The sequence below is a fragment of the Pantanalinema rosaneae CENA516 genome (assembly GCF_050753385.1).
In the GTDB taxonomy this organism is placed as follows: domain Bacteria; phylum Cyanobacteriota; class Cyanobacteriia; order Leptolyngbyales; family Leptolyngbyaceae; genus Pantanalinema; species Pantanalinema rosaneae.
In genome coordinates this window covers 53,386-66,916 of the sequence record NZ_JBLZFZ010000008.1, presented here as the reverse complement: position 1 = coordinate 66,916, position 13,531 = coordinate 53,386, and the positions used below count along the sequence as shown (strand labels likewise).

The window sequence follows — 13,531 nt, the reverse complement described above, 5'->3', positions numbered from 1 at the left end:
AGGTTATCTCCTATGCCCAGTATTCTCTTTGTCACCGTTGGTGGTTCCCATCAGCCAATTGTCACAGCAATCAACAGTTTAAACCCCGATCGTGTCATTTTTATCTGCTCGGTGGGGGCGAAAGGGAGTGAAAGCCAGGTGACGGGTGAGGGTAGTCCCTGCGAAGTCCGACGTGGCAGTGAAGTGGTAGAAAAGTTACCCAATATTCCAACACAAGCCAGTTTGGGTGAGCGCTTTCAAGCCGATCGAGATATGGTACGGTTGCACAACCCGGATGATCTATCCGAATGTTATCAAATGGTTACGGAGAAAATCCGCCAGATTCGTCAGGAATCGCCAGATGCTACTCTACTGGCAGACTATACAGGCGGAACGAAAACGATGTCACTGGCATTAGGGTTGGCTGCGATCGATTATCAACTTCAGTTATTTTTAACGACTGCCGCAACGCGCGAAAACCTGATTCGGGTGGAACGTGGAGAATCAACTGAACTGGCTCCAGTTTCCCTTGTCACCGTTGAACGCAAAATTGAGCAAACCTTACCTACACTGTTGCAGCAATATAATTACCCTGCCGCGATCGCAGAACTCCGGCAACTTTTACAGTCGTTAGAACTACCATCAGAACAGAAACGCTATATTCGAGAACTGCGGGATTGTTGTGCTGGATTAGATGCCTGGGATCGGTTTGATCATGTGGAGGCATGGAATTTGCTGCAACCCCAGATGAGACGGATTCAGCCATTGGGATTATTTTTGAAGCGGGTGATGAGCAGTCGAGCCGCGATCGATGATGCGTTTAACCCAGTTGATAGCATCCCAGGGCATGGTTATGAAATTGTTGAAGACCTATTGCTCAATGCAGAACGTCGTGTCATGCAACAACGCTATGACGATGCGGTTGGGCGGATTTATCGTGCCCTGGAACTGCTAGCTCAAATTCGCCTCTATCAAGCGTATGGTATTCGTACAGGGGACATCGATTTAGCCAAGCTCCCAGAGTTATTGCAAGACCAATATACCAGTCAACGATCGCCCGTTAATGGCAAGATCCAACTCGCGTTACAAAAGAGTTATGAGTTACTTAGCCAACTATCGGCTGATCCATTGGGTGATTTGTATGAACAGAGGAAGAATGCTATTTCTGACACATTGCAAATCCGCAATCATTCTTTATTCGCTCATGGCTTTCAACCCATTACCAGTAATGACTATCAAAAGGTGAAGATGGTCATTGTTGATTTCATTCAGCAAGGAGTTAAGGCTGTGACCTCTCCGAATCCTAAATTTCAACCTATTCAATTTCCACTACGGCTGTTCTAAGTTATATGCTTAGGAATTGGAATTGAATCGGTTCGAGGTTTGGTAGGAGTGGGTTTTGCTGCTAAGTGGATGAGAGAGGACAGATATCCTAGTTAACGATCGGGGAGATTTTGTCTTTTAGGGTCGGGAATGGTCGATCGCCGTTCTTGATCAGGTTCTCGATGCAGATATTCTGCGTTAACAGTTGGTGGCATTGATGCGCGATCGTGACTCTGTAAGAGTGAGAGGAGGGCGCGATCGCTGAGCCAACCTGTGAGGAGGCTACCCAGGAAGACCAGAGCGGTGCAAGTGATCACGGCAAATAACCCTAAAGGCGCGATAATCAGCACAATCCAGGTGATTCCGGCATTGACAATGGCGATCAACCAGGTGCGGTAACGAACCAGTTGTTGAGTTAGCGATGAGGACATGAGAGGTTTCCTGTAACTTCTGCCTGATTATGTCACCCGTTTGGAAGAGGGGTCTTCAACAGCTAAGCCAAGATAAAAGGAGCCGTCTGGGATAGGTTGGCTGTTGCTCAATTCAAACATCTCTCGCCATGACGACCCTGTATCTGACGGAACCCGGCATAACTGTCCGGTATCAAAATGAAGCTTTGGTGATTCAAAAGCAGCCAGAATCACGGATTTGTCGATTGGCAGAGTTACGGCTGGTGGTGATTTTGCCAGGAGTGCAACTTTCGAGTGTGGTGATTGCTGAGTTGCTCGATCGGGGGATTGAAACGATCTTCCTGCGGCAAAGTGGACAATTTCGGGGTCGGCTCCAGGGTCACTTTCCCAGTAATCCGGCGATTCGGTTGGCTCAGTATCGCCTGGTGGAAACAGAATTTGGTTTAGCTCTGGCACGACGACTGGTGATTGGCAAAATTCGTAACCAGCGCACGTTACTGCAACGCCGGAATCGAGCCACACAGGGGCGGATTTCAGAACTGACTGAAGCGATCGATGTGATTGCGGCATACTTGACTCGGCTCCAGGCGGCGACGGCATCCTTCAGCCGCAATGAGTTGATGGGCATGGAGGGGATCTGTGCCCGTACCTATTATCAGGCGTTGCGATATTGGTTTCCCGATCACTGGAATTTTCGAGGGCGCAATCGGCAACCCCCGCTCGACCCGATTAATGCATTATTGAGTTGGGGCTATGGGGTGCTATTGGCGCGGGTATTTTCTGCCTGTGTCCAGGCGGGGCTTGATCCCTATTTAGGCGTTTTCCATGCGACAGAACCCTACCGTCCCAATCTGGTACTGGATTTGATGGAGGAGTTTCGTCCGGTGGTGGTGGATCAGGCTGTGATTGCGATGATTCAGGCAGATCTACTGTCGCCAGAGGATTTTGAACCGTCGCCCGATGGCGGGATTTGGGTGGGGACGTTGGGCAAGAAATTATTCCTGGCAGAATTGGAGCGGCAGTTTGGCAAAGCTCTGTTGTATCCGGCTCAAAATCGGCAGTTACGGGTTAGCCAAATCTTAGTAGAGCAGGCTCGGTGGGTAGGTCGGTGTTTGGTGAATCAGAGTTTGGACTATGAGGCATTTGCACTAAAATGAGCAGTTTTTGGGTGGTTTGTTATGACGTGCGTGATGATAAACGCCGCCAAAAACTGGCGAAGCGGATCGAGCAACGGTGCCAGCGAGTGCAGTATTCGGTGTTTGAGTGTCCGGTGACGGAAGCGGAGTTAATGGAGTTGCTCCAGCAGCGTTGGCTACCGTTGCTGAAATTGGCAGAGGATAGTTTACGGGTGTATCCGTTGGACGGTAAGGCAAAGCAGCAGGCAAGGGTATATGGTAGTCCTCCGCTCTATGAGCCACCGGATTATTTAATTTTGTAAACAGTCCGGTGGTATGGGTAGCGACCTGGAGTTGCCTGAAAGCTGTGTGGGGACAGGCATGGATTGATGTAACAAAATATGAAGATCGATCGTTGATCTGTCGCGTGGAGGATACGTGAGTATAGTGAAGCTTGAATCAGAGATTCGCAGCAAATATAGAATTTGTGGATTGGATCGTTGAAGAAATTCGGCTATAATCATGGAAAGCCGCAGAAACAATCGCTTTTTACATTCATCTGATTTCAGTTTAAGAATTGTAAACGAGCTTCTCCGTACTCCGGCGGAACTGCACCATGAAAACCAAATATGGTAAGGTTTCCAAATAGGTAGGGTGACAGACACCCATTTCCCCGCAAGGGGACGGAAACAATTACCTCTGACCTCTGAAGATGAGGTCGGTGCTCCGGAGTGACAGACACCCATTTCCCCGCAAGGGGACGGAAACGAAGCTCGATGTCCTCCGTAAGCAGCAGATCTAAGGACTCTTGGTGACAGACACCCATTTCCCCGCAAGGGGACGGAAACTATGGAACTATCTGTTGTTGCACGTCTTTCTAGCATGGAGGTTGTGACAGACACCCATTTCCCCGCAAGGGGACGGAAACAATCGTATTACAAGCTTGCTGAGTGATATTACAGAGGGTTCAGCAGGTGACAGACACCCATTTCCCCGCAAGGGGACGGAAACCCCCGTAGCTCTCACTAAACATCACCCCCGCGTTAGAGGGGGTGACAGACACCCATTTCCCCGCAAGGGGACGGAAACACGGACAGCATGGCTTGGTGAATGACACCTTCAGTCAAGCCGGTGACAGACACCCATTTCCCCGCAAGGGGACGGAAACAAAGAGGGTGTATTCGAGACGAAGCGCAATCGCCGCTTCAACAACGTGACAGACACCCATTTCCCCGCAAGGGGACGGAAACGCCACGCGGCTATTTCATTGATGGCCGTCGTGCTTGCATTCAAGGTGACAGACACCCATTTCCCCGCAAGGGGACGGAAACAGCACTGATTTTCTTGTGGGATAGCACTTTGTAGTGTGGACAGACACCCATTTCCCCGCAAGGGGACGGAAACCAGATCGTCTTCATCCATGAGGCTGAAGTCGTGGAGGTTTTCAGTGTGACAGACACCCATTTCCCCGCAAGGGGACGGAAACACACAGAGCGCCAGCCTACCTACCTGGGCCGCCATTGATCGAGCAGCTGTGACAGACACCCATTTCCCCGCAAGGGGACGGAAACACTATCCTGGTTCCTGAAATGAATGCTCCCACGGTGTGACAGACACCCATTTCCCCGCAAGGGGACGGAAACGACGATAAACTCCAGCCGATCGGTGAACCATTGCCACTGGAACTGCTGGTGACAGACACCCATTTCCCCGCAAGGGGACGGAAACGAAAGTGGCATATCAGAACCCGATTTTGGACTCGATCGTGACAGACACCCATTTCCCCGCAAGGGGACGGAAACAAATAATTCCCGCCCACACCTTTGAACACTGCCATCTGAACCGTGACAGACACCCATTTCCCCGCAAGGGGACGGAAACGCTACGCCCTGGGCACGTAGGGTAGCCGCATCCTGTGTGACAGACACCCATTTCCCCGCAAGGGGACGGAAACTTTCTTCTGACCAGCTTTTGCCGGTCATCACCAGGCGTGACAGACACCCATTTCCCCGCAAGGGGACGGAAACGCTGCAATGGGTTGAGAAATACGACCCACAGCTAACGCTGGGTGACAGACACCCATTTCCCCGCAAGGGGACGGAAACCCCGCCGTTTGCCTGTTACAGCACAGAGCAAACCTAGTGACAGACACCCATTTCCCCGCAAGGGGACGGAAACCTTCGTGGATGACTTGAACGAATCCAGAATTTTCAACAATCCCGTGACAGACACCCATTTCCCCGCAAGGGGACGGAAACATTTCTTTGGAGTCACAATGAATCCAATCAACGCACTTCGTGACAGACACCCATTTCCCCGCAAGGGGACGGAAACTCGAAAGGCTTTGATTTTTTGTTCAACGCTATCAGTACTCTGTGACAGACACCCATTTCCCCGCAAGGGGACGGAAACCTATATCTGCTGTGGTGTCGCTCTAGGATCTGCGTTAAGTGACAGACACCCATTTCCCCGCAAGGGGACGGAAACAACTCGATTCTCCTTCACAATCACACAACCCACTTTCGTGACAGACACCCATTTCCCCGCAAGGGGACGGAAACCATGATCTCTAGTGTAGGAATCTTGATTCTCCTCAATCGTGTGACAGACACCCATTTCCCCGCAAGGGGACGGAAACGACTTCATTCACGGATAAAGAAGTGATTAGTACTTGGATGTGACAGACACCCATTTCCCCGCAAGGGGACGGAAACCGATCGCTACTGAGTCTGCTTGCTTGATGATTTGAGAAAGAGTGGTGACAGACACCCATTTCCCCGCAAGGGGACGGAAACGTAATAGGGCTAAAGCCCTTGAATGAAAGGTATAGATTCGTGACAGACACCCATTTCCCCGCAAGGGGACGGAAACGTATTTCATCAGAAGGATAAACCAAAGAACACGCTTGTGACAGACACCCATTTCCCCGCAAGGGGACGGAAACGAACGCATCGACATGCTGGGCGAGACGGCCGACGAACGCGGCGTGACAGACACCCATTTCCCCGCAAGGGGACGGAAACACGCAATACGAAGCTCACCGCAGAGTCCACCCCAAAGGTGACAGACACCCATTTCCCCGCAAGGGGACGGAAACGTCAATGGTAGCAGACACACTGGCATCCGGATTAACCTTCGCTGTGACAGACACCCATTTCCCCGCAAGGGGACGGAAACCCTTGACCTAACTCAATCCCGAGCAGTGATTTACCATTCAGTGACAGACACCCATTTCCCCGCAAGGGGACGGAAACTGGTGGGTAATTGTCGAGGAACTTTACAAGGCAGAGTGACAGACACCCATTTCCCCGCAAGGGGACGGAAACCGCGGCGGTGATGGGGCTAAACGCCATGATGGAGGGTTCTGAAGTGACAGACACCCATTTCCCCGCAAGGGGACGGAAACTTCCAATGACTCGCGTTACACCCTGCCGAATCCACCAGTAGGGTGACAGACACCCATTTCCCCGCAAGGGGACGGAAACAAACCACTGACAAGAATTGCCGTCCAGTGAATGCCAAAGGTGACAGACACCCATTTCCCCGCAAGGGGACGGAAACTGTGCCAGGGATTTTAACTACAGACCCCCGCCTGGTTCCCGTGACAGACACCCATTTCCCCGCAAGGGGACGGAAACTTTCGCTATAAACTGCGATGCTGGTATATGTAGAAGTTGTGACAGACACCCATTTCCCCGCAAGGGGACGGAAACACCAGTCGTCAGAGTTTATTCACGCGACAGTAACGTGACAGACACCCATTTCCCCGCAAGGGGACGGAAACCTTTCAATTAAATAGGCACGTTCCCACACACCTTCAGACAGTGACAGACACCCATTTCCCCGCAAGGGGACGGAAACCCATTGCCGGAGACTCCGAAAGGTCAGTTAGGTTTACCCCGTGACAGACACCCATTTCCCCGCAAGGGGACGGAAACTCGCTGGATGGAGCAGTTGCCATTGAACATTGACGACGATAAGTGACAGACACCCATTTCCCCGCAAGGGGACGGAAACTTCATTTCTGGCGTAGGTTGCCAGGATAATTTCCGTAATTGTGACAGACACCCATTTCCCCGCAAGGGGACGGAAACATACTCATCACCAGGGCGAGTGTAAAGGGTCACTTGATTGGAAGTGTGACAGACACCCATTTCCCCGCAAGGGGACGGAAACCTTTGAGCGTTGTGCGCCTGTGTTGCGATCTTTCCAGCGTGACAGACACCCATTTCCCCGCAAGGGGACGGAAACCCCGGAATTTGAATTGGTTTAGTTCCAGCTACAATGCAACCGTGACAGACACCCATTTCCCCGCAAGGGGACGGAAACCCAAAATACTCGGAAATTTCGGCTGCACTAACATCTGCATGTGACAGACACCCATTTCCCCGCAAGGGGACGGAAACCCGATACAGACAAGCACACCGTTCAGCAGGCCGGTTTCAGTGTGACAGACACCCATTTCCCCGCAAGGGGACGGAAACATTGAATAGTCTGTATAGTTCAGTCAACATCTTTCTCTCCTGAAGTGACAGACACCCATTTCCCCGCAAGGGGACGGAAACGTCTAAATTAAGGTGTTTGAGTACCTTGGCTTTTTCGGTGGTAGGTGACAGACACCCATTTCCCCGCAAGGGGACGGAAACGTCTTATCGTGTGATTCCATGCTAAAGAATTCAGAGCGTAGTGACAGACACCCATTTCCCCGCAAGGGGACGGAAACCAATAGTCTTGGATTGCTTCACTAGAGCAGCAAAATGTGGTGACAGACACCCATTTCCCCGCAAGGGGACGGAAACTCTACGTTGATTGATTTCGTGCTTATTCTTTCTGTAGTAAGGTGACAGACACCCATTTCCCCGCAAGGGGACGGAAACTAGCCGTCCATTTCAATGGTGTCGAGTTGCAGTCTACGTGACAGACACCCATTTCCCCGCAAGGGGACGGAAACCGAACCGTGTCAGGACGGATTTTATGGCAGGGTAGTGACAGACACCCATTTCCCCGCAAGGGGACGGAAACCACTCGCTAAACATCACCTCAGAGTTGCAGGAGTCAACGGCATGTGACAGACACCCATTTCCCCGCAAGGGGACGGAAACCGAAGAAAGAGAACAGCAACCAAGTCTCACCCTTAATAGTGACAGACACCCATTTCCCCGCAAGGGGACGGAAACTCTAGCCTTAATCTAATTCAACAAAGCAGAGTCTACACGCCAGCCCGTGACAGACACCCATTTCCCCGCAAGGGGACGGAAACTTTCACACCATCCTTCTCTACCACTACCCGTCCTCTATATTTGTGACAGACACCCATTTCCCCGCAAGGGGACGGAAACTTGTGAAATTTGTCGCACAACGACACCGCTTTGATCGAGTCGTGACAGACACCCATTTCCCCGCAAGGGGACAGAAACATGTAGTTAATGCATTAGTACCCGAGTGTTGCAATCGTAGAAATGTAGTGACGTTTGCCAGCAAACCGAACCCGTAGTTGCAAGCGATCATGAGAGGTAATGATTTGAATGGATCCCTTAGAAGCTTTACCAGTTGCGGTCTTTGAGTACATAAGATTATTACCTTCAGTACGCTTGTCCTTACACCCAAATTACACCCAAGAATGCCTAAATGTACCCAATCTTTACCTTGAATGTAGAGCACTTATATAGCTCTCATCCGATATCTGAAAACGAGAAAGCCCCTGAAGCGCTTAACTTCAGAGGCTTTTAACTGAGAAGCTGGTGACAAGACTCGAACTTGCGACCGGCTGATTACAAATCAGCTGCTCTACCAACTGAGCTACACCAGCATGACTTACCGATTTATTACTATAGCAAACCTCGCGATCGATTTCAAAGATCTTTTTCGGTCAGGAGTTGCAGTAGCCGATCGGGGAAATCGGTGATCAGTCCATCTACGCCTAAATGGATCAGGTGTTGCATCAGGTGGGGGTGGTTGACCGTCCAGGGAATCACGGGGAAGCCAGCCGCGTGAAAGTCCTGAAGGGGTTGAATGAAATCGGGTGATTCGGGTAGTAGGGTTTCAAAGTTAGGGGAATAGACATCAACAAAACCCGTTGCCTGAAGTAAAGCCACCAGATCGCCCTGGAAGTCCTTAAAGTCAAACTCGGCTAGAAAGGGAGATGCGCCGCCGGTGGGCGATCGCAGGGTACTATGTCCTCGCACTCGATGGCTAATCAGAGCAACGGTTGAAATCGTGGGATTGAGTTGTTTGACCCGGTGCAGAACTCGCCAGTCAAAGGATTGAATCATGGCTCGATCGGTAAGTTGATTCTGTTCGATCAGGGCAACCAGTTTTTCGGCAAATTCCTTGGCGCTATAGGTTTGCTGGGGATGCAGGGGGTTAACCTTGCTTTCGATGTTGTAACGAATTTGCGGATTGCGGGATTCGGCTAAATCAAACACCTGTTGCAGCGTGGGGATGCAGGTTCCGGGAACGAGTTGCTGGTCGGGAAATTGCTGGGGATCGGGATTGAGGGAGCCACAATCAAACGATTGGATCTCTTCGACCATGAGATCTTTGAGGTACAACGGGGGAAAGTCAGGCAAGCGATCGCCGCAGCCATCGATACAAAGTTGGGGATGGATGATCGGGTTATGGCAAACCACCACCACACCATCGGCGGAAATGCCCGTATCCAATTCCAGGGTGGTCACGCCAACCTCGATCGCATACTCGAAGGCGGGTAGGGTATTTTCGGGTCGTCGTCCTCGCGCTCCCCGGTGTCCCTGCACATCAAATGGTTTCATGATCGGAGGATGGCTGGGGCGGTTCGGCTAACATCCCACTTTGTTGCATCAGGCGGGGATAGAGGAGCAAAAAGAAGCCCATCCAGGTGAGAACGGGGATGGCAACCAGGATTGTGAGCCAGATGATCTGGGTCAGCCACCAGATGCCGCCAATCAGACCACAGCCGGTTAACAGAATTGACCAGGGTTGACACCACCAGGGTTTATAGTGCCAAACGCTTGCGGGTTGGTTAGTAGCCATGACAATTGCTAGATCACAAATTATAGAGCGTTCTGGCTTTTAAAGATAAATCATTCTTGATGCTGTGGTGATGATCGCTCTAACCTTCGCTATCCGGGTTGAAAGGCAGATGAATCCGTCGATCGGCAACTCGCTTTTTTGCTAAGATTCCTCCTACAATAAAAACAGACTAAGTACATATACACATAACGGGTACAGAAGTATGGCTAGTAGTGAATCTCAGGTGCAGGGTCCCCTCTCCGAACGAGAACTGCAAGTGATTGAACTGGTAGCCGCTGGCTTAACCAATCAGGAGATTGCGGAAAAGCTGGAGATCAGTAAGCGCACAGTCGATAATCACATTAGTAACATCCTGACCAAGACAGAGACGGATAACCGGGTAGCGTTGGTGCGGTGGGCGCTCCAGTGGGGCAAGGTTTGTATTGATAATGTTAACTGCTGTCCCCTGCCAAACTCTGGGACTGAAGCTACATCTTGATCTTTGAGGATGAGGTGCAGGTGGAGTAGTGGCATGAGTAGCCGTAATTTACGGTGGGGAGCAGACGGTTGAAATATCGAGTTCGATGGGCAAAGATGCCTCTGGCAATCTATCGGGAGGTGGCGGCACATCTCTGCTTGGTGGTTGGGGTGCAGGCAGAGTTACTACCCCAGCAGTCTCAGTCGTTTGACTACTATTTGAGTCAAATTGATAGTTTGCAGATTGAATACCCTGAGCATGAGCCAACCTGTCAGGCACAAGTGCAGCAAATTTTGGCATACTATAGCGATCGCTATGGAGCTTGGGAAACCGTGGAGCCATCCACGATAGAGAGGCAGGGCTGAGGAAGTAGAGAAACGCATGGGATTGATTCAAGCCGTTAAGGGAACGCGGGATATTCTGCCCGATGAAATGGGCTATTGGCAATGGGTTGAAGCGGTGGCGCGGGAAATTTTTGCCAAGGCGGTCTATCAGGAAATTCGTACCCCGATCGTGGAGCATACCGATCTGTTTGAGCGGGGGATCGGGGAGGCAACCGATGTGGTGGGCAAGGAGATGTATACCTTTAAGGATCGGGGCGATCGCTCGATTACCTTGCGTCCAGAGGGAACGGCTGGCGTAGTGCGTTCCTATATTGAACATGGATTAGCCACGCAGGGAAGTGTACAGCGCCTCTGGTATGTAGGGCCGATGTTCCGGTATGAGCGACCCCAGGCAGGTCGCCAGCGCCAGTTTCACCAGATTGGGGTGGAGGTGTTAGGTAGTCCGTCTGCCCGAGCAGATGCGGAAGCGATCGCGATCGCGACGGAAATTCTGCAAACTCTGGGACTGAAGAATCTGGAATTGAATCTGAATTCGATCGGCAGTCCGGACGATCGCCGCACCTATCGGGAAGCCCTGGTGGCATACCTCACACCTTATAAAGATGACCTTGACCCAGACTCGCAGGATCGATTGACTCGCAACCCTCTGCGGATTCTGGATAGCAAAAATGCTAGAACGCAAGAAATTTTAGCATCGGCTCCCAGCATTCTAGAGCAATTGAGTCCTGAGTCTGCCCAACGGTTTGCCCAGGTGCAACAACTGATGACGGATTTAGGCATTCGTTACACCCTGAATCCCAAATTAGTCCGGGGATTAGATTACTACACCCATACGGTGTTTGAGATTCAGTCGAGTGATCTGGGTGCCCAGGCTACCGTGTGTGCAGGGGGACGTTATGACGGACTGGTAGCGGAATTGGGGGGAGCGGCGACTCCGGCAGTGGGTTGGGCGATCGGGCTGGAGCGCCTGATTATTTTGCTGCAACAACTGAGTCCGCGACCGACGGCAACGATCGATTTCTATATGGTATCCCGTGGCAATCATGCAGAAGCCCAAGCATTGATGCTGGCACAACAGTTGCGGCGGCTTGACTTTAAAGTGGAATTAGATCTGAGTGGCAGTGCCTTTGGTAAACAGTTTAAACGTGCCGATCGCAGTGGGGCGGCGGCTTGCTTGATTTTGGGCGATGCGGAAGCCGAAACTAAAACAGTGCAATTGAAGTGGTTAGCCTCTGGGGAACAACAGGCGATCGCACAAGCGGATCTAATCGCTAAGGTGGATGACCTGCGGCAGCAGATTGCGGGGATTCGGCAGGGAAATTAAGGCATGGTTTCAAAGTGGGGGCAGGAGAAGGGTAAGACTCTAAAAATGTTGCTAGTAAAGGTAGACATTGCCTTGTTGACTAACGGTAATCACGAGGGTATGGCTATCCTCGGCTGCTCCCTCTTTTAATGTGACTTCTAAAATTCCAGTGGCATTGTTGGCTTTCAACTCTGCTCGGAGCGATTTTTGTTCAAATGTTTGTTTACTTTGGTAATAACAATTTAGGGTGGTGGGTAGGTTTAAACCCTGAAGCAACACCGATTGATTCATTCCCAACGATCGCTCCGGTGTATCTCCGATCGCAATGTAGTTAATTGGCTCAGAGGTGCGATTTATGAGGCGAATCGCCACCTGTTTATTTGTTACTCGGATGGTGGTAACTGGGGTAGATCTGGGGGGTAACAGGGTTGACTCCGGAGGGGGCACTGGAGGCACTGAGGGGGCAGGAACGGCTACACCATAACTACTTACGCCTAAGCTGACCGCGATCGTCCATAACACGAGTGATGATTTCATCGAATCAGATCCTAATCACCAAGAAACAACCGATTGAGGCATTGAAGCTTTATTAGCATCGGGCAAGAGAATAAACTTGTCAATCGGTAACTTACCTGATTAAATTGGCTCTTTCCCAAGATGGAAAGTGGCGATACCGTAGTGTTTTAGATCTCTACTGTTGTATGGATACACCTTTACTACAAATTTCATATTGTAGGGCTATACGGCAACGGACAAGGAGAGATGTAATGACTCAGGGTAAACCTGATTTGGGGGAACAGGCGATTAGTAAAGTCGCTGAGGTTGGCATTGCTAGTCAACTCGATGATGTAGAAGAGTTGAATGTGGATATTCGTACTGATCCTGGCAAGGTGATTCAGGGTCAAGTTGACTCTGTGGCGATCGCCGGTAAAGGCATGGTGATGCAACAGGATTTGCGGGTAGAGTCGATCGAAATTAACACGGATCAAATTGCCATTAATCCATTAAGCGTTGTCTTTGGCGATATTGAATTAACGCGTCCTACAGAGGCAGAAACCCATGTGGTGTTAACTCAGGTGGATCTGAATCGGGCGCTCAATTCAGACTATCTTCGCAGTAAAATGCAGAACTTGCAGATTACCGTAGAGGGTCAACCCGTCACGATCAAACCGGAACAGATTACGTTGCAACTACCGGGTGATGGCAAGTTTGTGTTGGATGCCACGATGTTGATTCTGCAAACAGGAGAAAGCAAGCAAGTTCATGCCACAACCATTCCCCATATTAAAGATCGGGGAGAACGGATTTCTTTAGAAATTCTGTCCGCCGAAGGTCAGGGACTGAATTCTGAATTGGTGACCGCGTTGTTGAATGAATTAACTCAACTGTTGGATCTACGCAACTTTGAGCTTCAGGGGATGTCTTTACGCTTAAAAGGTTTGGATGTTCAACCCGGTCGGTTAGTGCTGGAAGCTGAAACACTGATTAGTGAGTTCCCTTCCTAAGAAGGTCATTAAATCGGGTGAGTATTGCTTGATTGCTGAAGGAGATTTCCAGAATAGAAATTACCGGATAATTAGCGATTTTTT

At 50.6% G+C, this 13,531-nt stretch carries 11 protein-coding genes, 1 tRNA gene and 1 CRISPR repeat array; of the genes, 7 read left to right on the top strand and 5 right to left on the bottom strand.

What is annotated here, in order from left to right:
- The first annotated feature begins 12 nt into the window (after positions 1 to 12).
- On the top strand, positions 13 to 1,323 hold the full coding sequence (locus ACN4EK_RS06295) for a TIGR02710 family CRISPR-associated CARF protein (protein ID WP_431656725.1): 1,311 nt from the start codon (positions 13 to 15) through the stop codon (positions 1,321 to 1,323).
- Between the two features lie 92 nt (positions 1,324 to 1,415).
- On the opposite strand, the gene csx18 is transcribed toward ACN4EK_RS06295, so the two are convergent.
- Positions 1,416 to 1,733 (bottom strand): CRISPR-associated protein Csx18, encoded by a 318-nt coding sequence (gene csx18 / locus ACN4EK_RS06290; RefSeq protein WP_431656723.1) that lies wholly within the window; start codon positions 1,731 to 1,733, stop codon positions 1,416 to 1,418.
- A 128-nt stretch (positions 1,734 to 1,861) separates the two neighbouring features.
- On the opposite strand from csx18, the gene cas1 reads away from it, so the two are divergent.
- Entirely contained in the window at positions 1,862 to 2,869 is a 1,008-nt protein-coding gene (cas1, locus tag ACN4EK_RS06285; protein ID WP_431656721.1) for a CRISPR-associated endonuclease Cas1, read from the top strand.
- On the top strand, positions 2,866 to 3,150 hold the full coding sequence (gene cas2 / locus ACN4EK_RS06280; protein WP_431656719.1) for a CRISPR-associated endonuclease Cas2: 285 nt from the start codon (positions 2,866 to 2,868) through the stop codon (positions 3,148 to 3,150). Before cas1 ends, cas2 begins: the two co-directional genes overlap by 4 nt.
- 331 nt (positions 3,151 to 3,481) lie before the next feature.
- Positions 3,482 to 8,244: direct repeats of the CRISPR family, unit length 37 nt; unit sequence GTGACAGACACCCATTTCCCCGCAAGGGGACGGAAAC.
- 319 nt (positions 8,245 to 8,563) lie between these two features.
- Here cas2 and ACN4EK_RS06275 read toward each other — a convergent pair.
- From ACN4EK_RS06275 to ACN4EK_RS06265, 3 genes are all read right to left on the bottom strand, one after another.
- Positions 8,564 to 8,636, bottom strand: a tRNA-Thr gene (locus tag ACN4EK_RS06275).
- 43 nt (positions 8,637 to 8,679) lie between these two features.
- On the bottom strand, positions 8,680 to 9,597 hold the full coding sequence (locus tag ACN4EK_RS06270; RefSeq protein ID WP_431656717.1) for a glycerophosphodiester phosphodiesterase family protein: 918 nt from the start codon (positions 9,595 to 9,597) through the stop codon (positions 8,680 to 8,682).
- Entirely contained in the window at positions 9,584 to 9,838 is a 255-nt protein-coding gene (locus ACN4EK_RS06265) for a DUF6737 family protein (protein WP_431656715.1), read from the bottom strand. Before ACN4EK_RS06265 ends, ACN4EK_RS06270 begins: the two co-directional genes overlap by 14 nt.
- 202 nt (positions 9,839 to 10,040) lie before the next feature.
- On the opposite strand from ACN4EK_RS06265, the gene pedR reads away from it, so the two are divergent.
- The 3 genes from pedR (at position 10,041) to hisS (ending at position 11,963) form a co-directional block, all read left to right on the top strand.
- Entirely contained in the window at positions 10,041 to 10,316 is a 276-nt protein-coding gene (pedR, locus tag ACN4EK_RS06260; protein ID WP_431656713.1) for a photosynthetic electron transport-dependent transcriptional regulator PedR, read from the top strand.
- 68 nt (positions 10,317 to 10,384) lie between these two features.
- A complete protein-coding gene (locus ACN4EK_RS06255; protein WP_431656711.1) occupies positions 10,385 to 10,660 on the top strand; it encodes a hypothetical protein in 276 nt (91 codons plus the stop codon).
- A 16-nt stretch (positions 10,661 to 10,676) separates the two neighbouring features.
- On the top strand, positions 10,677 to 11,963 hold the full coding sequence (gene hisS, locus ACN4EK_RS06250; RefSeq protein WP_431656709.1) for a histidine--tRNA ligase: 1,287 nt from the start codon (positions 10,677 to 10,679) through the stop codon (positions 11,961 to 11,963).
- Between the two features lie 51 nt (positions 11,964 to 12,014).
- On the opposite strand, the gene ACN4EK_RS06245 is transcribed toward hisS, so the two are convergent.
- Entirely contained in the window at positions 12,015 to 12,479 is a 465-nt protein-coding gene (locus tag ACN4EK_RS06245; RefSeq protein ID WP_431656707.1) for a hypothetical protein, read from the bottom strand.
- 230 nt (positions 12,480 to 12,709) lie between these two features.
- Here ACN4EK_RS06245 and ACN4EK_RS06240 point away from each other — a divergent pair, with 230 nt between their 5' ends.
- Complete coding sequence (locus ACN4EK_RS06240; protein WP_431656705.1) at positions 12,710 to 13,447, top strand: LmeA family phospholipid-binding protein; 738 nt, start codon at positions 12,710 to 12,712, stop codon at positions 13,445 to 13,447.
- Positions 13,448 to 13,531: the final 84 nt, after the last annotated feature.